The 20,418-nt window shown below is 66.5% G+C and carries 16 protein-coding genes; 9 read left to right on the top strand and 7 right to left on the bottom strand.

Annotated elements, in window-relative coordinates:
* Positions 1-44: 44 nt before the first annotated feature.
* The 4 genes from VG543_RS09480 to VG543_RS09495 all read right to left on the bottom strand — a co-directional run bounded on the left by VG543_RS09480 (position 45) and on the right by VG543_RS09495 (position 6,055).
* Complete coding sequence (locus VG543_RS09480) at positions 45-3,155, bottom strand: error-prone DNA polymerase (protein WP_423178380.1); 3,111 nt, start codon at positions 3,153-3,155, stop codon at positions 45-47.
* A gap of 6 nt (positions 3,156-3,161) precedes the next feature.
* Positions 3,162-4,571: a Y-family DNA polymerase gene (locus tag VG543_RS09485; RefSeq protein WP_346474899.1), complete on the bottom strand. Its 1,410-nt coding sequence runs from the start codon at positions 4,569-4,571 to the stop codon at positions 3,162-3,164.
* Between the two features lie 9 nt (positions 4,572-4,580).
* The gene (imuA, locus tag VG543_RS09490; protein ID WP_019660229.1) at positions 4,581-5,195 is read right to left on the bottom strand and encodes a translesion DNA synthesis-associated protein ImuA; all 615 of its coding nucleotides are present in this window, start codon (positions 5,193-5,195) and stop codon (positions 4,581-4,583) included.
* A 425-nt stretch (positions 5,196-5,620) separates the two neighbouring features.
* Positions 5,621-6,055, bottom strand: a complete 435-nt coding sequence (locus tag VG543_RS09495) for a VOC family protein (protein ID WP_134731497.1) — start codon at positions 6,053-6,055, stop codon at positions 5,621-5,623.
* Positions 6,056-6,392: 337 nt separating this feature from the next.
* Between VG543_RS09495 and VG543_RS09500 the strand changes: the two genes are divergently transcribed.
* The 3 genes from VG543_RS09500 to VG543_RS09510 all read left to right on the top strand — a co-directional run bounded on the left by VG543_RS09500 (position 6,393) and on the right by VG543_RS09510 (position 10,262).
* Positions 6,393-9,188, top strand: coding sequence for a beta-glucosidase family protein (locus VG543_RS09500; protein ID WP_423178379.1), 2,796 nt, complete (start codon positions 6,393-6,395; stop codon positions 9,186-9,188).
* Between the two features lie 9 nt (positions 9,189-9,197).
* Positions 9,198-9,776 carry a hypothetical protein gene (locus VG543_RS09505; RefSeq protein ID WP_134955606.1) on the top strand — a complete coding sequence of 193 codons (579 nt, stop codon included), beginning with the start codon at positions 9,198-9,200 and terminating at the stop codon, positions 9,774-9,776.
* Positions 9,777-9,860: 84 nt separating this feature from the next.
* Entirely contained in the window at positions 9,861-10,262 is a 402-nt protein-coding gene (locus VG543_RS09510) for a hypothetical protein (RefSeq protein ID WP_423178378.1), read from the top strand.
* Positions 10,263-10,357: 95 nt separating this feature from the next.
* On the opposite strand, the gene VG543_RS09515 is transcribed toward VG543_RS09510, so the two are convergent.
* Positions 10,358-11,263: a LysR family transcriptional regulator gene (locus tag VG543_RS09515; protein WP_423178377.1), complete on the bottom strand. Its 906-nt coding sequence runs from the start codon at positions 11,261-11,263 to the stop codon at positions 10,358-10,360.
* Between the two features lie 105 nt (positions 11,264-11,368).
* Here VG543_RS09515 and VG543_RS09520 point away from each other — a divergent pair, with 105 nt between their 5' ends.
* From VG543_RS09520 to VG543_RS09530, 3 genes are all read left to right on the top strand, one after another.
* Complete coding sequence (locus VG543_RS09520; protein ID WP_423178376.1) at positions 11,369-12,727, top strand: MFS transporter; 1,359 nt, start codon at positions 11,369-11,371, stop codon at positions 12,725-12,727.
* Positions 12,727-13,113, top strand: coding sequence for a DUF4440 domain-containing protein (locus tag VG543_RS09525; RefSeq protein WP_134735614.1), 387 nt, complete (start codon positions 12,727-12,729; stop codon positions 13,111-13,113). Before VG543_RS09520 ends, VG543_RS09525 begins: the two co-directional genes overlap by 1 nt.
* Positions 13,114-13,326: 213 nt before the next feature.
* A complete protein-coding gene (locus VG543_RS09530) occupies positions 13,327-15,237 on the top strand; it encodes a CocE/NonD family hydrolase (protein WP_423178375.1) in 1,911 nt (636 codons plus the stop codon).
* Between the two features lie 165 nt (positions 15,238-15,402).
* On the opposite strand, the gene VG543_RS09535 is transcribed toward VG543_RS09530, so the two are convergent.
* Positions 15,403-16,356 (bottom strand): helix-turn-helix transcriptional regulator, encoded by a 954-nt coding sequence (locus VG543_RS09535; RefSeq protein ID WP_423178374.1) that lies wholly within the window; start codon positions 16,354-16,356, stop codon positions 15,403-15,405.
* A gap of 322 nt (positions 16,357-16,678) precedes the next feature.
* Here VG543_RS09535 and VG543_RS09540 point away from each other — a divergent pair, with 322 nt between their 5' ends.
* Together VG543_RS09540 and VG543_RS09545 are read left to right on the top strand one after the other, a co-directional pair.
* On the top strand, positions 16,679-17,437 hold the full coding sequence (locus VG543_RS09540; protein WP_423178373.1) for an SDR family NAD(P)-dependent oxidoreductase: 759 nt from the start codon (positions 16,679-16,681) through the stop codon (positions 17,435-17,437).
* 129 nt (positions 17,438-17,566) lie between these two features.
* Positions 17,567-18,016: an MgtC/SapB family protein gene (locus tag VG543_RS09545; protein WP_423178372.1), complete on the top strand. Its 450-nt coding sequence runs from the start codon at positions 17,567-17,569 to the stop codon at positions 18,014-18,016.
* Positions 18,017-18,086: 70 nt separating this feature from the next.
* Here VG543_RS09545 and VG543_RS09550 read toward each other — a convergent pair whose 3' ends face one another.
* Positions 18,087-18,479 (bottom strand): hypothetical protein, encoded by a 393-nt coding sequence (locus tag VG543_RS09550; RefSeq protein WP_049422813.1) that lies wholly within the window; start codon positions 18,477-18,479, stop codon positions 18,087-18,089.
* Positions 18,480-18,718: 239 nt separating this feature from the next.
* Between VG543_RS09550 and lldP the strand changes: the two genes are divergently transcribed.
* A complete protein-coding gene (gene lldP / locus VG543_RS09555; RefSeq protein WP_058981825.1) occupies positions 18,719-20,377 on the top strand; it encodes an L-lactate permease in 1,659 nt (552 codons plus the stop codon).
* Positions 20,378-20,418 lie beyond the last annotated feature (41 nt).

The following is a 20,418-nucleotide window of genomic DNA, read 5'->3' on the forward strand; positions in this document are numbered from 1 at the left end:
TGCGGACCGGCTATGGCCAGTTCGTTGTGTGACGTTGTGTATCGTCAGTGGAAATCGCGGCTGTGGCTGCGCAGTCCCTGCAGCAGTTCATCCAGGCAGTGCATGCGTTGCACGATGACGTGCTGGACGCCATCGACGCGTTCCAGGCGACCATCGATCTGCATCAGCTGGGTATCGACCAGCACCCGGTGCTGGCGATCGGCCAGGTGCCGCCAGACCACGGCGTTGACCATGCCGGTCTCGTCCTCGAGGGTGAGGAAAGTCACCCCGCTGGCGGTCTGTGGCCGCTGGCGCATGCGCACCAGTCCGGCGATGCGCACACGGCGGCCGTGGCCGTGCCCGGCCAGCTGTGCGGCATCCAGGCAGCCACGGCTACGCAGCTGCGCGCGCAGGAACGAGATCGGGTGACGGCCGAGGGTGGTGCCCGTGCTGCGGTAGTCGGCCTGCATGTCCTCCCAGGCGCTGGGCAGTGGCAGGGGCACGCGGGCTTCGGCAGTGGCACGGGCCTGGTCGAACAGCGGCAGCCGGTTCTCTACGCCCGAGATATCCCAGCGTGCACGATGGCGATGGCCGCTGAGCCCGCGCAGTGCCCCGGCATCGGCCAGCAGGCCCTGCTGGCGGCGGTCCAGTGCGGTGCGCTGGCACAGGTCGCCGACGTCGTCGAACGGGCGCCGCGCGCGCTCGCGCATGATGGCCTGCACGGCACCTTCGTTGCAGCCGTCGATCAGGCGCAGGCCCAGGCGGATCGCCGCCGGCCCCCTGCTGAAGTCCAGCGTGCAGTCCCAGTCGCTGTGGCGTACGTCCAAGGGAAGAACGGTAATGCCATGCCGCCGCGCGTCCTGCAGCAGCTGGTCGGGGCTGTAGAACCCCAGCGGCTGGCTGTTGATCAGGCTGGCAGTGAATGCGGCCGGGTGGTGGCACTTCAGCCAGCAGCTGTTATAGGTCAGCAGGGCGAAGCTGGCGGCGTGGCTTTCCGGGAAGCCGTAATCGCCGAAGCCCTTGATCTGCTCGAACAGGTGCTCGCCGTATTCGCGGCTGAAGCCGTTCTTCAGCATGCCGGCAAGCAGCTTCTCGCGATGCGGTTCCAGACCGCCACGGCGCTTCCACGCCGCCATCGAGCGGCGCAGGGCATCGGCCTGGCCCGGCGTGTAGCCGGCTGCTTCCACCGCCAGTTGCATCACCTGTTCCTGGAACAGCGGCACGCCCAGCGTGCGTGCGAACACGCGTTCCAGCTGCGGTGGGTAGAGCGGGTTGTCCGGGTCGTTCAACGCGTCCGGGCCTTGTTCGCGCAGGATCCGGCGCCGCTCCAGATAGGGGTGCACCATGTCGCCCTGGATCGGGCCAGGGCGCACGATCGCCACCTCGATCACCAGGTCATAGAACGTGCGTGGCTGCATGCGCGGCAGCATCGCCATCTGCGCGCGCGATTCGATCTGGAACACGCCGATGGTGTCAGCGGCGCAGATCATGTCGAAGGTCTTTGCATCCTTGGGCGGGATGGCGTCCATGCGCCCTTCGTGCAGGCCATGCTGTTTCAGCATCGCCAGGCACTTGCGGATGGCCGTAAGCATGCCCAATGCCAGGCAGTCGACCTTCATCAGGCCGGTGGCATCCAGATCGTCCTTGTCCCACTGGATGACGGTGCGATCGGCCATCGCCGCGTTCTCCACCGGCACCAGGGTCGACAGCGGATGCTCGGAGATGACGAAACCGCCCGGATGCTGCGACAGGTGGCGCGGGAAGTCGATCAGCTCGGCGGTCAGCGCCAGCAGGCGCCGCATCAAGGGCGTGTCCGGATCGAAACCGCGCTCGCGCAGGGTTTCCGGCAATGGGATGTTGCCGCCCCAGTGGTCCATCGCCGCGCCCAGTTCGTTGACCTGGTCCATCGGCAGGCCCAGTGCGCGGGCCACGTCACGGATCGCGCTGCGGCCACGGTAGCTGATCGCCACCGCGGTCAGTGCGGCGCGCTCGCGGCCGTAGCGCTTGAACACGTACTGCAGCACCTCCTCGCGACGCTCGTGCTCGAAGTCGATGTCGATATCCGGCGGCTCGTCGCGCTCGGCGGAAATGAAGCGCTCGAACAGCAGGTTGCTGCGTGCCGGGTCGATCTCGGTCACGCCCAGCACGAAGCACACCGCTGAGTTGGCCGCTGAGCCACGGCCCTGGCAGAGGATGTCCTGGCTGCGCGCAAAGCGCACGATGTCCTGCACGGTGAGGAAGTAGGAGGCGTAGTTCTTCTGCTTGATCAGCGCCAGTTCGTGCTCGATCTGCGTGCGTTGCTTCGCTTCGATGCCGCCTTTCCAGCGCCACCGGATGCCGCGCTCGACCAGCACGCGCAGCCAGCTGTCCGGATCGTGTCCTTCGGGCACCAGCTCACGCGGATAGGTGTACTGCAGCTGTTCCAGGGTGAAGTGGCAGCGTTCGGCGATGCGCAGGGTTTCAGCCAGCAGTTCGGGCGGATACAGCTGGGCCAGCGCGGTACGCGGGCGCAGGTGGCGCTCGCCATTGGGAAACAGGCGCCAGCCGGCCTCGGCCACGCTGCAGCGGTGGCGGATCGCGGTCAGTGTGTCCTGCAGGGCACGGCGGCGGCGCACGTGCATATGCACATCGCCACTGGCGACCAGGGGCAGGCGGTGGCGTTCGCCGAAGGCCCGCAGCTGCTGCAGGCGGCGTGCGTCATCGTGTTCACGGTGCAGTTCCACCGCCAGCCACAGCCGATCATCGAAGCCGGTGCGCAGCAACTCGAGATCGGTGGCGGATGGCTGCCGGTCCAGCCACAGGCACAACAAACCGTCGGGCAGGCCGAGCAGATCGTCGCGCAGGCAGCGGTACTCGCCCTTGGCAGCCCGCCGCCGACAGGTCGTGATCAACTGGCACAGCCCGGCATAGGCGGTCTGGTCGGTGCACAGCAGGGCCAGCTTCGGCCCGTCCTCGACCTGGAATTCAGCGCCGACGATCAGTGCCACGCCATGTGTCTTCGCTGCCTGCCAGGCGCGCACGATGCCAGCCAGCGAGCATTCGTCGGTGATCGCCAACGCGCGGTAGCCTTGGCCCGCGGCGCGCGCGAACAACTCTTCGGCGATCGAAGCACCGCGCTGGAAACTGAAGGCCGACAGGCAGTGCAGTTCGGCGTAGCCGGGCAGTTCGCTGTGCATGGCGGCTCAGCCGAACCAGCCGTGCAGCATCCACGGCGCATGTGGATTGTTGCGGTCACGGAAAGCCCAGCCGCGCTGGCCATGCGCGGTTTCCACCACGTAATAGTCGCGGCGCGCGTCGGCCTGGTCCCACCAGCCCGATTCGATCCGCTCCGGTCCGGTGACGATGCGCAGCCTCGGATCACGCAGCGGTTGCGGCGCATCCAGCAACCAGCCGGGGCGCAGTGGCCAGTACGACGGGGGCTTGGCCGGTGGCTGGGTGCCACTGGCGCGTTCGGGACGATGGTCGGCCTGCACTGCCAGCGGCTGCACGGCGTCATCGCCGAGCCGCGCGCGCAGGCGCTCACGCAGCTGGTTCCACGGCATCGCCTGCGCCGGACGGGTATCGAACAGGTCACGCGCGGCGGGTACGAACGGCGGCAGCTGTTCGGCCTGCAGTCGCAGTGCGCGGCTGCCGGCCGGCAGGACGAACGCTTCCATGCGGTTGCGTGCGATCTCGAACAGCAGCGTGGGATCGCGCTCGGGCGCCAACAGGCCGATGGTCAGCACGCTGGCCGGCAACAGGTCATGCTCGAAATGCAGGTCGAAGCGCTGCACGCCGCCATCGCGCGAGCACAGGAAGGCGGCCAGGTCGAGCAGCAGGCGGCGCAGCGGGAACAGCAGGGCCTGGCTGGATTCGATCTCGTATTCGAATTCGATGCGCGCATCGAAACGGTCCGGTGGCTGGTAGTAGCGCAATGGCGCGGTGGGCAGCCCGCGCAATGCATCCAGCTGCTGCAGGACCTCGGGGGCGAAGCGCCGGGCCAGGCTGTCGCGCGGCAGCTTGAGCACCGCGCCCAACGTGCGCAGGCCGGAACGGCCAAGCACCGTCACCGCCTCGCTGGGCAGGCCACAGCGCGCCAGGGGCAGCTGCGCCAGCGCCGCCGGCAGCTGCTGCGCATCAAGGCCGAGGCCATCGTGGACGTTGGCCAGCACGCGCGCGGCATGTGGGGTAGGCGCGGCCACCAGGCGGTGGCGGAAGCCGAGTTCGTGCAGTTCGTTGCGCAGGCGCTGCTGGATCGTCAGCCAGTCACCGAACAGGGCGCGGCTGGCACCGATTTCCAGCACCAGCGCATGCGGAAAATCGAGGCTGACCTGCGAGCTGTAGGCATAGGCCCAGCTGGCCAGCAGCTGCCGGGTGTGCTGTTCGGCACTCGGGTCGTAGTCGTGCAGCTGCATGTCCTGCACCAGTACCTGCGCAGCCGAAAGCAGCATGCCCGGGCGCAGCCCTGCTGCACGTGCCGACGGGCTGACCGCGCGCAGCACGCGACGCTGCGCCGGCCCCTGCAGCAGGACCAGCGGCCGCTGCGGATCCGGCTGCAGGCGCAGCACGCTGTCCAGCGCCAGCTGCGGCAACAACAGGCAGGCCCAGTGCATGGCGCGTCCTCAGTGGGCGATGGCCAGCGGCAACGGCTGCGCCGGCGGCAACCCGCCACGGCACTTCAGCACCCGCACCTGGCCGTGGTCGAGCTGCAGGCGCAGGCTGGCCGGGGAGGGATTGCGCGCGGCCTGCGCCTCGCGGAACACGAAGCCCAGGCACTGGCCGCTGTCGGCAGCCACCTGCAGCCGGCGCAGTGAACGGTCGTCGGCCTGGTGCGGCCAGCACAGTACCGCCGCGCAGGCCGCAGAGCGCAGGCACTGTTCGGCGGCCCACAGTGCCTGCTTCGGCGCGGCGTGGATGATCTGCAACTGGCCCAGGTCCAGCCCGGCGGCGGCCCAGGCCGGGGCATGCGGACGGTAGGGCGGAGCGACCAGGACGATCGGGCGGTCGCGCTGGCTCAGCCTGGCCAGTGCCGGCCATACCAGCGCCAGTTCGCCAACGCCGGGCGCCGCCTGCAGCACCTCGCACAGTCCGCTGGCCGGCCAGCCGCCGCCGGGCAGGCGTGCATCCAGTGCCGGATGGCCGCTGGCCAGATGGTCGCTGGCTGGGCCCTGGCGGGCCGGGCCGCGCCACAGCTGGCGCCCGTCCAGCAGCCGGTCGAGGGCAACGACCGCACCCATCAGCCGATCCTCCCGGGGAGGCGCCGGGTGGGCTGGAAACGGCAGGAACGGGCGGAAACGGCGGGCATGGCGCGAGTATCGACGGGCCGGTATCAGGGGCTGAGACCAGACATGCTACTCGTCTTGTGAGTAGAATTACTAATGAAATCGGAGGGCCCGGTTTCAGGTTGCTGAAGGAAGGAAAGCATCCACGCATGGCGTGGATCTACTGCAGGTTACGAGAAGCTATCGAAGGCGGGGTGGGTCCGGTTGCGGGGGCGTGAGCGCCATGGATGGCGCGACCGAGCCTCCATGGACGGATTCACGGCGTCCCCCGCAACTGGACCCATCCCGCCACCCCACGGATAGCCGCCTTTGCTTTTGAGGTTGCCGGCCAGCGGCCGGCACTACCGCGGGGGTCGGGCGCAGCCCGGCCGTGCGCACCCTCACCGGCCGTGCGGGTCGGGCCGGTGATGCACGTACTCGACCACCGTGCCATCGGGATGCACCGCATTGAACGCCGCCCCGGTCGGCACCACCTGCAGCGGGAAGATGATCTCGGCACCGGCCGCGACCAGTTTGTCGTGATAGGGCCGAACGTCATCGACCAGCAGTGTCCCCGTGGTCGAAGTGAACGGGGCCAGCGCCGCCTGGCTGCCTTCGATCAGCAGGAAGGCGCCGACCATGGCCAGGCGCAGCCCGGCTTCCGGGAACGGGAAGCCCGCATCGGCCACCACGCCCTGCAACTGCTCGTAGAAGGCCACGCTGCGCTCCAGCTCGCCCGGAGCCACGAACACCCGGATCAGCACGCGCGGTGCGCGCTGGCTGGAGGTGTCACAGCGGTCGCGCCAGAGATGGTCGAAGTCGCGATGTACGTTCATGGGCTCGATTCGTGGCCAGGGACCTGCATTATCGGCAGCCCTGCGCGGCGCGCTGATGACCGCCAGTGATGGCCTGATAACTGCGGGCCAGGTTGCCCCTGTGACTTAGGTCCTGTTGACAGGTGTGAACGCCCTCGCACAATCTTCACAGGATTGGGTCGCCCTGCGCGGCCCGGGCAGGCAGGTTGTCACGCCGGGAGGAGGGTCCCGCGCGCAGACCGGCCCGCCCTTCGGCCTGCGGGACGTTGCCCGGCAACCCCTGCGCGGCATGAACGCTGCACCCTTCGGCGGCACTTTCCCTGGACCGATTGCCTTGGCAACGGAATTACGCCTGCCGATGAAAACGTTTACAAAACCGCTTGCACTGTCTCTGGCCCTGTCTGCCGCACTGGCCGCTCCGGCCTGGGCCGACCCCGCCGCGTTCACTGTGCTGACCCTGGAACAGGCGCCCAACGCCGAGGCGATGCCGGCCCTGGCGGCGCAACTGAAGAGCCTGAAGGTGGACGCGGTGAGCGTGCGCCAGGTGCAGCGCGGCATCGGCCAGGTCGATCCGCTGCAGGTGCTGGCCGATGGCCTGGGCTATGAATACCGCTTCATCGCCGCCGGCAAGGACGATGGCCAGACCCAGCGCGGCCAGGCCGTGCTGACCCGGCTGCCGATCGCCGCCGAATCCGGCCCCGACCAGCCAGGCCTGAACTACCTGCGCCTGGACGATGGCCGCCACACCGTGGCGGTCTACACCGATGCCGGTGCAGGTGCGGCGCAGCTGCCGGCGCTGGTCACGCGTTCGCGGTTGGGCGCCCCGGCAGTGCTGCTCGGCGCGGTGGCCGGTGAATCGGCCAAGGCCGCAGGCTTCGATCCGGCGCGTGTCGCCCTGGAAGCCGATGCCAGCTATTTCAGCGATGGTTTCCAGGCCGCCAGCAGTGCGCCGTTCAAGATGGAGGGCAGCACCCTGCGCGCGACCCTGCTGACCCTGGCCTATGCCCCCGACAAGCACGGCGAAAAGCCATGGATGGACACCGCCCTCAACGCCGATGCGCGCGCTGCGCTGCTGCTGAAGGCGATGACCGAGGATGAGAAGTTCCAGATGCTGCACAGCTACTTCGGGCTGGGCAAAGACGGTGGCCCGCTGCCGGAAGGTGCGGTCGGTTCGGCCGGCTTCGTGCCGGGCGTACCGCGGCTGGGCATCCCGTCGCAGCAGTCGGCCGATGCCGGTGTCGGCGTGACCAATCCGGGCGGCATCCGCCCGGGCGATTTCGCCACCGCAATGCCGTCCGGCCCATCCACCGCCTCCAGCTGGAACCGCGAAGTCGCCTTCGCCGGCGGCGCGACCATGGGCCGCGAGGCATGGCAGCAGCGCTTCAACATCCTGCTGTCGGGCAGCGTCAACCTGCAGCGCGACCCACGCAACGGCCGCAACTTCGAATATGCCGGTGAAGATCCGCTGCTGGCCGGTTCGATGGTCGGCGCGCTGATCCAGGGCGTGCAGAGCCAGCACGTGATCTCCTCGATGAAGCACTTCGCGCTGAACGACATGGAGACCCGCCGCAACTTCCACGACGTGCGCATTGGCGAACAGGCCATGCACGAGTCGGACCTCCTGGCCTTCGAGATCGCGCTGGAAGCCGGCCGCCCGGGCGTGGCGATGTGCTCGTACAACAAGATCAACGGCACCTACGGCTGCGAGAACGGCTACCTGATGAACCAGGTGCTGAAGCAGGAATGGAAGTTCCCCGGTTTCGTGATGTCCGACTGGGGTGGCGTGCACAGCGGTTCGAAGGCGGCGCTGGCCGGCCTGGACCAGCAGTCGGCCGGCGAAGTGTTCGACGCGGCGGTGTTCTTCGATGAGCCGCTGCGCCTGGCCGTGCATGGCGGCGTGGTGCCGCAGGCGCGCCTGAATGACATGGTCGCGCGCATCCTGCGCACGATGTTCCTGCATGGCAACTTCGACAACCCGCCGCAGCACCAGAAGGTCGATGCCGAGGCCGGCTTCGCCGTCGCCCAGCGCACGGTGGAAGAGGGCAGCGTGCTGCTGCGCAATGAAGGCAACCTGCTGCCGCTGGCCGACACGGTGAAGCGCATCGTCATCATCGGTGGCCACGCCGACAAGGGCGTGATCGGTGGCGGTGGTTCGTCGATGGTGGGCGTGACCGCCAAGGGCACCAATGCGGTGCCGGGCGTGCTGCCGACCACCTGGCCGGGCCCGGTGATCTTCCACCCGTCCTCGCCGCTGGAATCGCTGCGCGCAGCGCGTCCGGACGCGGCCATCGAGTACGTGGACGGCACCAACGTCGCCGCCGCGGCCAAGGCGGCCGCGCAGGCGGATGTGGCCATCGTGTTCGCCACCCAGTGGGCCGCCGAATCGGTGGATCTGCCGGACATGCAGCTGCCGGACAACCAGGACGCGCTGATCTCGGCGGTGGCCAAGGCCAACCCGAAGACGGTGCTGGTGCTGGAAACCAACGGCCCGGTGCGCACGCCGTGGCTGGCGCAGGTGCCGGCGATGCTGCAGGCCTGGTACCCGGGCATCCGCGGTGGCGAAGGCATCGCCGCGCTGCTGACCGGCCAGGTCAATCCGTCGGGCCGCCTGCCGGTGACCTGGGTGACGGACGAATCGCAGCTGCCGCGCCCGCACATCGACGGCCTCGGCTTCAAGCCCGCCAAGCCGTTCGGTGATGTGTTCGATTTCGATATCGAAGGCGCCAACGTCGGCTACAAGTGGATGGCGGCCAAGGGCCTGACCCCGACCTTCGCCTTTGGCCATGGCCTGTCCTACACCTCATTCGCCTATGAGAACCTGAAGGTGAGCGTGGAGGGCTCGCGCCTGGTCGCCAGCGTCGATATCCGCAATACCGGCAAGCGCGCCGGTGCCGACGTGGCACAGCTGTACCTGAAGCTGCCGGCCGGCAGCACCACGCCGATCCGCCTGATCGGCTATGACAAGGTGAACCTGCAGCCGGGCGAACAGCGCCGCATCCGCATCGAAGCCGAGCCGAAGACCCTGGCCCACTACGATGCACAGGCGCGCCAGTGGAAGATCGACGGCGGCACCTACCAGGTGCAGCTGTCGCGCAATGCGGCCGAGCCGCTGCAGACGGTGGACGTGCAGCTGGTGGAGCAGGTGCTGCGCTGATACTGCGGGTTGTTGATGCTTGAAGGAACGGCCCCGAAAGGGGCCGTTTCTGTTTGTGGGGTGCCGCTGCGCTCGCCGGGCCATGCCCGGCGGACGATGGAACAGCAGGCGCCGGGGCGGATAGTCATGTCGCTTCTGCCACTGGAGGTCAATTGCCGGTCAGCCAATACTGGAAGGCTGGCGCAGGAGGGCCAGCGAATGATCGCGAGCGCATGGGAATTCAAACGGTTGTGTGAAAACGAGTCGGATACCTCGTTCGCTTTGCGGCACGCTGACGATCAGACGTGGCGCGATATCCTGTCGACCTATCCGGAGCTGGCGCGTTGCGTTGCCGGAAACAAAACGATTCCCCTAGCCATCATCGAGCAGTTGGCTGCCAGCGATGACGTAGATGTCCGCTGGAAAATTGCGAGCAAGCGCCGGCTGGATCCAGCATTGATGTCACGCCTTGCAAGGGATTCCGATGCAAGCGTCCGTCACCGAATCGCCTGCAATCCAAAGGTATCCAGGGAGGTCCTGGAGCTGCTAACGGGTGACCCTGACGAGATGGTGGCGGCGTCAGCCCAGCGAAGGCTGCAGCAGGTGTGATCTCGAGCCGAGCAGCATGGAGTGCACTCACTCGGTCAACTCAGTATCAGTGCCAATTCAAGCGAGTGCTACGAGGATCGAACAATGAACAAGATCTTTGAGGAACACGTTTCAGACGCTCAGGCGAGCATGGTTCGACTCGCGCTCGATTATGCCGGTGCGACGGCTGACGAAGTATTCATCTTCGTTGCGAGTGAAGATGGGATTTCAATGTTTGATTTCTTCTACAGAATCAACGGTTCTGTGGTGGAGAAGGAACAGCTGAATGACGTCCGAAAATCTGGAGGTGGGATGTATGACTCGTTGAATGAGAGCTTGGCTTGGGTGCTTGATGCTGGGCTGGATGAAATAGATGCGCTTGAAGAAAAGTGCAATGAGTCGGCGCTGAGACGCCTACTGAGATCCGCATTCACTACGTTGTGGGGAGCAATGAGATGCGGGCGAAAATGTCGTATGAACCAAAGTTCTCACACAGTGACGATCTGACACCGGGGAGTTTGTTCGATAGCTGGGTTGGCGATGTTCGTGGAGGCTCGTACCCTCTGTAACTTCACTGCGGCCTGGCGATTGGCCGCAGGAGGCTACCCGCGCCCGCTTTCAGACCACCCGCGCAGGAAATCGATCAGCTGCCGCACCTTCGGCGAGGGCTGCGTGCTGTGCGGGTAGACCGCGTACACGCTCTGCTGCGGGAAGCGGTGCTGGCGCAGCACCGGGCGCAGCCGGTCCTGGGCCAGGTCGTCCTCGATCAGCCAGCGTGGCAGCACGGTGACCCCGGCGCCGGCCAGGGCGAACGCGCGCAGGCTGCTGGCACCATCCACGCGTACCACCGCGTTGCCCGGGTTGGTGGCAAACAGGGCGCCGCTGCCATCAGGCGCGATCACCGGCACGTCGGCCAGGCGCGGGTAACCGAGGCGGGGCAGGGCGCCCAGCTGCACGGGGTCGTCGGCAGCATCGGCAGAGGGCAGGCGTGCCAGTAGGGACGGAGCCGCCACGGGGCACAGTGGATGGCGTTCCAGTTCGCTGGCGTGCAGGCCCGAATCCGGCAGGCGGCCAAGACGGATTGCCAGGTCGAACCGCTCGGGAATCAGGTCGGCCGGTGCCGGTGAGGTCGACAGGTGCAGCTGCAGGGCCGGGTGCCGCGCACGAAACGCCTCCAACGCAGCAATCAAGCGTAGCTGGGCGTACTCCGGCGTGGTGGTCAGGCGCAGCACACCCTGCAGCTGGTGCTGGTCGCGGCGCGCGGCATCGATGGCTGCCTGTGCGGCATCCAGTGCCTGCACGCAGTGTTGCAGGAACTGTTCGCCGGCCTCGGTCAGGGCCAGGTGGCGGGTACTGCGCAACAGCAGGGTCACGCCCAGCTCCTGCTCCAGCCGCTTCAGGTTGAAGCTGACCACCGCGCGGCTGAGGCCGAGGCGATCAGCCGCAGCGGTGAGGCTGCCGGCCTCGACCACGGCGCGGAAGATATCGAAGCGATTGAGGCTGACCATGGCAATTCATTGTCAAAGTGGATTTGACAGTGTTGCAGTTGCTGTCGTGTTTTTCCAACAAGGCCCGCACGGCATGCTGGCCGCTTCCCTGTTGGAGCGCCGCCGATGCCGTCTCCCCGCCTGCGCCATGAGGCGATCTTCCTGCTGGTGTTCGCTCTGGATCTGGTCAACATGTTCATCGCCACGGTGGCCTATCCGGTATTGGCAGCGGAGCTGCACGCCGATATCAGCACCCTGGCCTGGGTGGGCACCGCCTACATGCTGGGCCTGAGCGTGGTGATCCCGCTGGCGCCCTGGCTGGCCGCGCGCTGTGGTGAGCGTCGCCTGCTGCTGGTGGCGTTGCTGCTGTTCGCGGTTGCCGCTGCGCTGGCCGGCGCAGCAGCGGGTATTGGCTGGCTGCTGGGCTGGCGCCTGCTGCAGGGCCTGGCCGGTGGCCTGCTGATTCCGGTGGCACAGGCGGCAGCGTACCGGCAGTGCACGCCCGACCAGCGTGGCGCGCTGACCCGCCGCATCCTGCTGGTTGCGCTGCTGCTACCAGCACTGGCGCCCGCGCTCGGTGGGCTGCTGGTGCAGTGGTTGTCCTGGCGCGGCGTGCTCTGGGCCAGCCTGCCGCTGGCCGTGGTGGCGATTGGACTGGTGCTGGCGTGGATGCCGGCCGATGGCGCGCGCAGTGCGCCGCGCCTGCAGGCCTATGCGCTGTCCACCGCGATGCTGGCGCTGGGCGCGCTGCTGCTGGCGTTGACCTGGCTGGGTGAACCCGGCCATCGGGCCGCCGGTGCCGTACTGCTGTTGATCGCAATGCTGTTGGCGGCGGCCCACCTGCGGTATGCACGGCAGCAGGCGCAGCCCCTCCTGCGCTGGTCGTTGCTGTCGCATCGTGGGCTGCGGCTGGCGATGCTGATCTATCTGGCCGTACCCGGTGTATTCATCGGCAGCCAGCTGGTCAGTACCCTGCAGCTCCACCAGGCCGGTTACAGCGCGGCACGCATCGGCGCGCTGATGCTGCCGTGGGCGCTGGCCTCGGCCACTGCGATCACGGCCAGCAAGCGCCTGCTGGCCCGTTTCGGCCCGGCCACGGTACTGCGCGTTGGCATGCTGCTGCAGGCCAGCGGCATGCTGTTGATGGCGCTGCTGCCGCAGCCGGCCTTCGCGTTGGCCGGGCTGCTGTTCGCGCTGATGGGCGCCGGCGGCAGCCTGTGCAGCAGCACCGCGCAGACGCTGGCTTTCCACGGCGTGGAGGGTGAAGCGCTGGGCGATGCCAGTGCCCTTTGGAACCTCAACCGTCAGCTCAGTTTCTGCCTGGGTACTGCCGCCATTGCGCTGTTGCTGGCGCTGGCCATGCAGTGGCTGCCAGCACGCGCCACCAGCGTGGCTCTGGGTCTGGCCGCCGCAATGACGCTGTTGCCGATGGCGTTGCTGCGTCGGCCGCAGAGGATCACCCTTTCGCAACCGGAGAACACTTGATGGCTACGACCGCAGAACATGAAATCCACCACCTGCACGACAAACTGCAGGCCTGGTTCCGGGCCGAGGTGGCTGCGGATGCGCTGGATGATCTGATGGCGCATTTCTGCGCGGACTTCAGCATGGTCGGCATCGCGGGTCGCAGGCTGGACCGTAATGCCGTGCAGGCACTGTTCGCGGGTGGCCATGGCGCGCGGCCGGGGCTGCAGATTTCCATCGAAGCCGTGCAGGCGGTGGATGCGATATCACCGCTGGCGGTGCTGCGCTATCGCGAAGGTCATTCGATCGACGGTGGCGCACCCGCATGGCGGGAGTCGCTGGCGGTACTGAGGCAAGAACAGGGGCGCTGGTGCTGGCTGGCGCTGCATGAGGTAACGGCAGATTGATCGGTGGTGCCGGCCGCTGGCCGGCAACCGTCGTAACGCGCCGCAGGATCATGAAGTTGCCGGCCAGCGGCCGGCACTACCTGTCGTCGGCAAACGTAGCGGCACATGTGCCATCAGTCCTGCCCGCATCCACCGCAGAATGCAAAGCCTGCACACACTTCACGGCCCGGGGCAGGAGTAGGCTTGAGGCTTTCCTGCCGGGAGGGGTTGTCCATGCGTGTGCGTGCCGTCGCTGTAGCCATTGCCCTTTGCCTGTCCAGCACCGCGCTGGCCGCCGATACCCCGCCGATGACCCCGGACATCAGCGGCAAGCCCTTCGTTGCCCCCGATGTCGGTCGTGACTACGACAAGCGCGTGGTGATGGTGCCGATGCGTGATGGCACCAAGCTGTATACGGTGATCGTGGTGCCCAAGGGCGCCCACAATGCCCCGATCCTGCTGACCCGCACGCCTTACGACGCTGCGGGCCGTGCCAACCGCAGTGATTCGCCGCGCATGCGCGATCTGCTGCCGCAGGGCGACGAGGTGTTCGTCGACGGCGGTTACATCCGCGTGTTCCAGGACATCCGCGGGAAGTACGGCTCCGAAGGCGATTACGTGATGACCCGGCCGCTGCGCGGGCCATTGAACAACACCAAAGTCGACCATTCCACCGACGCTTGGGACACCATCGACTGGCTGGTGAAGAACGTGCCGGAGAGCAATGGCAAGGTCGGCATGCTCGGTTCGTCGTACGAGGGTTTCACCGTGGTGATGGCGCTGACCGACCCGCACCCGGCACTGAAGGTGGCCGCACCGCAGAGCCCGATGGTTGATGGCTGGATGGGCGACGACTGGCTCAACTACGGTGCGTTCCGCCAGGTCAACTTCAACTATTTCGCCATGCAGACCGAGAAGCGCGGCAAGGGTACGCCGCTGCCCAGCCTCGGCTACGACGACTACAGCACCTTCCTCCGCATCGGCTCGGCAGGCGACTACGCGCGTTTCACCGGCGTGGACCAGTTGACCTGGTGGAAGAAGCTGGTCGAGCATCCGGCCTACGACGGCTTCTGGCAGGGCCAGGCGCTGGACGCGGTGATGGCAAAGACACCGCTGAAGGTGCCGACCATGTGGCTGCAGGGCCTGTGGGACCAGGAGGACATGTGGGGTGCCAACCACGCCTACCAGGCGATGGAAGGACGCGATAGCGGCAACAACCGCAATTACCTGGTGATGGGCCCGTGGCGACACAGCCAGGTGAACTACAGCGGCAGCGAACTGGGTGCGCTGAAGTTCGACGGCGATACCGCGCTGCAGTTCCGCCGCGACGTGCTCAAGCCCTTCTTCGACCAGTACCTGGTGGATGGCGCGCCGAAGGCCGATACGCCACCGGTGCTGGTCTACAACACCGGCGAAAACCACTGGGACCGCTTGAAGGGTTGGCCGCGCAGCTGTGACAAGGGCTGTTCCGCCAGCAGCAAGCCGCTGTATCTGCGTGCCGGCGGCAAGCTGGCGTTCCAGGCGCCAGCGGCGGGCGAGGGCGACTTCGAGGAGTACGTGTCCGACCCGGCCAAGCCGGTGCCGTTCGTGCCGCGCCCGATCCGCTTCGGCGACCGCGACATGTGGACCACCTGGCTGGTCAAGGACCAGCGCTTCGTCGATGGGCGCCCGGACGTGTTGACCTTCATCACCGAACCGCTGACCGCGCCGTTGCGCATCGGCGGCGCGCCGGTGGTTCACCTGCAGGCTTCGACCAGTGGCACCGACAGCGACTGGGTGGTGAAGCTGATCGACGTGTATCCGGACCAGGAAGCGTCCACGCCGGAGATGGGGGGCTATGAGTTGCCGGTGTCGCTGGCGATCTTCCGTGGCCGCTACCGCGAGAGCTTCAGCGATCCGAAGCCGCTGGCCGCCAACCAGGTGCTGCCGTATCGCTTCGATCTGCCCAACGCCAACCACACGTTCCAGAAGGGCCACCGGGTGATGGTGCAGGTGCAGTCCAGCCTCTTCCCGCTGTATGACCGCAACCCGCAGACTTACGTGCCGAACATCTACCTGGCCAAGCCAGGCGATTACCAGAAGGCCACGCAGCGGGTCTGGCATAGCGCGGCACAGGCGAGCTACATCGATCTGCCGGTGTATTGAAGCGGCCAGGGTGACGCCGGGCATGGCCCGGCGCTACCCAGGGATGTGCGGTGTCGGTAGCGCCGGGCCATGCCCGGCGGCGTTGGTAGTGCCGGCCGCTGGCCGGCATCCGCGATGGCGCAGGAGCGTGTCGACCAAGGTCGACACCTGCCAGGGCCCGGGCCTTCAGTCCACCTTCGATGGGCCCGTGCGCCAGCGGCTGGGCACCAGTCCGAAGCGCTTGCGGAACGCCGCAGCGAAGTTACTGGGATGGCGGTAACCGCAGGCCGCAGCGGCCTGTTCAACTGTCCAGCCGTCCTCGCGCAGGCCCTGTTCGGCGTGGCGCATGCGCTGTTCGTGCAGATAGTCGAACACCGAGCTTCCATACTGCTGTGCGAAGTGGCGGCGCAGCGAACTGGGACTCATGCAGGCCAGCTGGGCCAGTTCGATCAGGCTGTGGGCATGGCTGGGGTCGTCATGCAGGTAGGCACGCACGCGCTCCAGCCGCTCGCGCTGGCCGGCGCGCAGCGTGCGTACATGCTCGGTCTGCATATCCTCGGCCTGGAGGCCGACGGCCAACACCTGCAGGGCCACGCCTTCGCGCCACAGCGCATCGATGTCGTCCTGCCAGGGACTGTCGAACAATTGGGCGAGCGTCGGCAGCAAGGCATGCGGAATGGCCCAGTGGCGGCACTGCAGAGGGGAATGAAGGGCCCGTTGCAGTGCCGGCAGGCGCAGCATGTCCACGTCCAGATCGGCCGGTACGCTCAAGCTGACCCCGCGCAGGTGGCTGCCACCAGGATGCAGACCGGCCATGGAAACAGGTTCATGGTGGCTGGTGGTCATGCCTGTGCCGGCGCGCAGCGTGAACCCCTTGCGACGAGGAAACTGGACATCCACTTCGCCCTGCAGCATCAGGCGGATGGTCAGGCCGGCACCGTGCACAGCGGTGGCCGTGTAGGTGAACCGGTTGTGCACGTCCGAGGCGATCAGGCCCAGGCCGCCGCGCAGTGACTGCTCGTGGACGTCGCCACGCCCTGCCCATTGGTCGTCGCGCAGTTCACTCCCTTCGATCCGGTAGTCGTAGCCATGGCGTTCGCCGAAGTGGCGGTAATCAGCAAAAGTGAAATATCGGGACATCGCTCTGCGCAAACACAGGTTGAATTGGATGTGTCGAAGAAACTGGAAGTGTTTCCCATTGTCGCCGCGATTCGCGCGCTTTTGACCTCAATAAGGTCAAAACGATTGGCGATTACGGCCAAAGTGAAAATGCCGCCGAACATACGCCGGCGTTTGCATGCATATCCGTACGTAATTCCATACATAAACTTCAGTTGAGGTCTTATGGCTGGAACGATCACCTGAAGATGCGATGTCAGCCTGGCCGTCACGGGCGCGCGCGTAGGGTGGGGCGGTTGGCTGTTGCAGGCCACTTAGATACCCCCACCGACGGAGAACGCAGATGATTGACTACCAACTCACAGGCAAGACCGCGATCGTGACCGGCGGTGTGTCCGGCATTGGTCTGGCCGTGGCGCAGACCCTGGCGGCGTCCGGCGCGCGGATCTCGGTCTGGGACTTGAAGCAGGATGCGGTGGATGCCACCGTGGCGCAGTTGCGCGATGCCGGTGCACACGCGATTGGCATCGCGCTGGACGTCACCGACGATGCAGCGGTGGAGGCGGCGGTGCAGCGCACCATCAAGGAACTCGACGGCCTGCACGTGGCGGTCAACAACGCCGGCATCAGCGGGCCGGCGGCCAGCAGCGGCGATTATCCGATTGATGGCTGGCAGCGCGTGATCGATGTCAACCTCACCAGCGTGTTCCTGTGCCAGCGTGCGCAGATCCAGGCCATGCGCGCGGCCGGCACGGGCGGCAGCATCATCAACATGGCCTCGATCCTGGGCCAGGTGGGCTATGCCGGTTCCACCGCGTACGTGGCGGCCAAGCACGGCGTGGTCGGGCTGACCCAGACCGCAGCGTGGGAACATGCGGCTGACGGCATCCGTGTCAACGCAGTGGGGCCGGGCTTCATCAGCACACCGCTGCTGGAGAAGATGGACCCGAAGGTGCGCGCCACGCTGGAAGGGCGGCACGCGTTGAAGCGGCTGGGTACGCCGGAGGAAGTGGCCGCATTGGTAGCCTGGCTGGCCAGCGACGATGCCTCGTTCGCGACCGGCACGTACTACGCCATCGATGGTGGCTACCTCGCGCAGTGATGCGCTGAACGCGGGTTACGGGGTCGCCGGGCATCGCCCGGCGCTACCGGGTGAACGCACTGTGGGGTGGCCTTCACCTCTGTGCCACGCATTCCACGCGACGCTCAGGGAAATTCCCGGAGCCTGCCCATGGAACTTACCCAGGATGTCTCGATCCTGCTGCGCGTTGCCGCAGCGATGCTGTTCGGCGGCGTGCTCGGCGTCGAGCGCGAGATGGGCAAGCACGCCGCTGGCCTGCGTACGCACATGCTGATCGCAGGGGCCGCCGCGTTGATCGTCGGCCTCGGCGACTCGGTGGCCGAGCATTTCCAGCAGGAGCGTTACCGCGACCTGTTGCAGGTTGATCCGGTGCGCCTGATCGAAGCGGTGGTGGCCTGTGTCGGCTTCGTTGCCGCTGGCACCATCCTGCGTGGGGCACGCGAGGACCAGGTCAGCGGCCTGACCACGGCCAGCTCGCTGATCATGGCAGCGGCCATCGGGATTGCGGTGGGGATCAGCAAGTACGTGATCGCCATCGGGGTGAGCGTGCTGTGCGTGCTGGTGCTGGCGGTGATGCGGCGGTTGGAGAAGAAGATCTAAGGGGTTGAGGGAGTGGGATCAGAGTCCCTTCGGGGGATCTGATCGTGATTCCAAGGCGGAGTTGAAGCAGTCAGGTCTGCTGCGAAGTGTTGCGCTGCAGGATGGCCAGTGCTCTGGCCAGCATCTGGTCAGGAACATCCGTCGTAGCGCCGTACAGATCTGCGATTCCCACTTCAACGCAGGAACAGATCAGGTCATTCAACTCCTCGTGCTTGTCTGTGGCGATCTGCCCCAACAGAGATGGCGGCAATGGATCGCCTCGACCCGCGATCTGAAGCTCTGAGCCTGCCTGATCCCAGTCTGGCAGGGCCATGGGTTCGCCCGAATCCGGATATGCGCGCAGGTGGGCGATGAGCGCATCCAAGCCCGCATGATTGAGAAGGTTCGCTTCAGCGTAGCCGGCCAGGCAGTCAGCTGCCTGTTGCTGCATGGACTGCAGGTCGCGGGTGGGGGCGAGTGTCATTCGTGTACCAGAGATGGGGCAGGATCCAGTGTGGTGGATGCGCGCCACTGTCTCAACCGCCTTAATGGTCGTACCAATAATTGATTCTAGCCCTATGGTCTAATAGGCTCTTCGCGCAATCAGCGGTTCAATCTGCGTCCAGTGGCTCCATAAATCCATTATTGGTACGACCAATAATGCTGAAGCCCATGACCGCCCACCCCTGCGGTGTTGAACCCGTCCCCCAGTCGAGAGTCTTCATGCAGCCCTGGCAACACCTGTACGACCCCGCCGGCAACCTGTGGTTGTCGAGCCTGATCGCGCTGCTGCCGATCGCGTTCTTCTTCGTTGCCCTGGCCGTGCTGCGCATGAAGGGCTGGCTGGCCGGCACGATCACCGTGGCCATCGCACTCGGCGTGGCCCTGCTGTTCTACCGCATGCCGGTGCCGCAGGCGCTGGGCGCGGCCGGCTTCGGTTTCGTCTACGGCCTGTGGCCCATCGCGTGGATCATCATCGGTGCGGTGTTCCTCTACAAAGTTTCGGTCAAGACCGGGCAGTTCGACATCATCCGCGCCTCGATCCTGTCCGTGACTGAAGACCAGCGCCTGCAGATGCTGATGGTCGGTTTCGCGTTTGGTGCCTTTCTGGAAGGCGCGGCCGGCTTCGGTGCGCCGGTGGCGATCACCGCAGCGCTGCTGGTCGGGCTGGGCTTCAAGCCGCTGTATGCCGCCGGCCTGTGCCTGATCGTCAACACCGCGCCGGTGGCGTTCGGTGCAATGGGCATTCCGATCATCGTGGCCGGGCAGGTCACCGGCCTGGACGCATTCGAGATCGGCCAGATGGCCGGCCGCCAGCTGCCGTTCCTGACCATCATCGTGCTGTTCTGGATCATGGCGATCATGGATGGCTGGCGCGGCATCAGGGAAACGTGGCCGGCGGTGCTGGTTGCGGGTGGCTCGTTCGCCATCGCGCAGTACCTGACCTCCAACTTCATCGGCCCGGAACTGCCGGACATCACCGCGTCGCTGGCGTCGCTGGTGTGCCTGACCCTGTTCCTGCGCCGCTGGAAGCCGGTACGGATCTTCCGTTTCGACACCGAAACCAGCGCCGAGGCGGCCGCACAGGCACTGGAGGCACCGCGCCACAGCGTCGGCCAGATCGCCAGGGCGTGGTCGCCGTTCCTGATTCTCACCGCGATGGTCACGCTGTGGAGCATCAAGCCGTTCAAGTCGCTGTTCGCGGCGGATGGCCCGCTGGAAAGCTGGGTGCTCAAGATCCCGGTGCCGGGCCTGGACCAGATGGTGCAGAAGATGCCGCCGATCGTGGATGCACCGTTGAGCTACGAAGCCGTCTACAAGTTCGACTGGTTCTCGGCCACCGGTACCTCGATCATCCTCGCTGCGGTGATCGCGATCATCGCGCTGCGCATGCCGGCCCGTTCGGCGCTGCGCACCTTCGGCGAAACCGTGCGTGAGCTGCGCATGCCGATCTACTCGATCGGCATGGTGCTCGCCTTCGCCTTCATCGCCAACTATTCGGGCCTGTCGGCGACGCTGGCGCTGGCACTGGCGCACACCGGCGACGCGTTCCCATTCTTCTCACCGTTTCTGGGCTGGCTGGGCGTGTTCCTGACCGGCTCGGACACCTCGTCCAATGCCTTGTTCTCGGCACTGCAGGCCACCACCGCACAGCAGATCGGCGTGTCCGACGTGCTGCTGGTAGCGGCCAACACCACCGGTGGTGTCACCGGCAAGATGATCTCGCCGCAGTCGATCGCCATTGCCTGCGCGGCAGTCGGCCTGGCCGGCAAGGAATCGGATCTGTTCCGCTTCACGGTCAAGCACAGCCTGATCTTCACCACCATGGTCGGCCTGATCACCCTGGCCCAGGCTTACTGGCTGACCTGGATGATTCCCTGAGCCATGCGCGGCTGGCCGACCACCCGCTGCGCGCTTCGGGC

The sequence above is a fragment of the Stenotrophomonas sp. CASM101 genome (assembly GCF_049384845.1).
Lineage (GTDB): Bacteria > Pseudomonadota > Gammaproteobacteria > Xanthomonadales > Xanthomonadaceae > Stenotrophomonas > Stenotrophomonas hibiscicola.

What these genes read in the sequence shown, in the direction of transcription:
- VG543_RS09480 (WP_423178380.1), bottom strand. Translation starts at nt 3,155, where the DNA reads ATGCACAGCGAACTGCCCGGCTACGCCGAACTGCACTGCCTGTCGGCC.
- VG543_RS09485 (WP_346474899.1), bottom strand. Translation starts at nt 4,571, where the DNA reads ATGCACTGGGCCTGCCTGTTGTTGCCGCAGCTGGCGCTGGACAGCGTG.
- imuA (WP_019660229.1), bottom strand. Translation starts at nt 5,195, where the DNA reads ATGGGTGCGGTCGTTGCCCTCGACCGGCTGCTGGACGGGCGCCAGCTG.
- VG543_RS09495 (WP_134731497.1), bottom strand. Translation starts at nt 6,055, where the DNA reads ATGAACGTACATCGCGACTTCGACCATCTCTGGCGCGACCGCTGTGAC.
- VG543_RS09500 (WP_423178379.1), top strand. Translation starts at nt 6,393, where the DNA reads ATGAAAACGTTTACAAAACCGCTTGCACTGTCTCTGGCCCTGTCTGCC.
- VG543_RS09510 (WP_423178378.1), top strand. Translation starts at nt 9,861, where the DNA reads ATGAACAAGATCTTTGAGGAACACGTTTCAGACGCTCAGGCGAGCATG.
- VG543_RS09515 (WP_423178377.1), bottom strand. Translation starts at nt 11,263, where the DNA reads ATGGTCAGCCTCAATCGCTTCGATATCTTCCGCGCCGTGGTCGAGGCC.
- VG543_RS09520 (WP_423178376.1), top strand. Translation starts at nt 11,369, where the DNA reads ATGCCGTCTCCCCGCCTGCGCCATGAGGCGATCTTCCTGCTGGTGTTC.
- VG543_RS09525 (WP_134735614.1), top strand. Translation starts at nt 12,727, where the DNA reads ATGGCTACGACCGCAGAACATGAAATCCACCACCTGCACGACAAACTG.
- VG543_RS09530 (WP_423178375.1), top strand. Translation starts at nt 13,327, where the DNA reads ATGCGTGTGCGTGCCGTCGCTGTAGCCATTGCCCTTTGCCTGTCCAGC.
- VG543_RS09535 (WP_423178374.1), bottom strand. Translation starts at nt 16,356, where the DNA reads ATGTCCCGATATTTCACTTTTGCTGATTACCGCCACTTCGGCGAACGC.
- VG543_RS09540 (WP_423178373.1), top strand. Translation starts at nt 16,679, where the DNA reads ATGATTGACTACCAACTCACAGGCAAGACCGCGATCGTGACCGGCGGT.
- VG543_RS09545 (WP_423178372.1), top strand. Translation starts at nt 17,567, where the DNA reads ATGGAACTTACCCAGGATGTCTCGATCCTGCTGCGCGTTGCCGCAGCG.
- VG543_RS09550 (WP_049422813.1), bottom strand. Translation starts at nt 18,479, where the DNA reads ATGACACTCGCCCCCACCCGCGACCTGCAGTCCATGCAGCAACAGGCA.
- lldP (WP_058981825.1), top strand. Translation starts at nt 18,719, where the DNA reads ATGCAGCCCTGGCAACACCTGTACGACCCCGCCGGCAACCTGTGGTTG.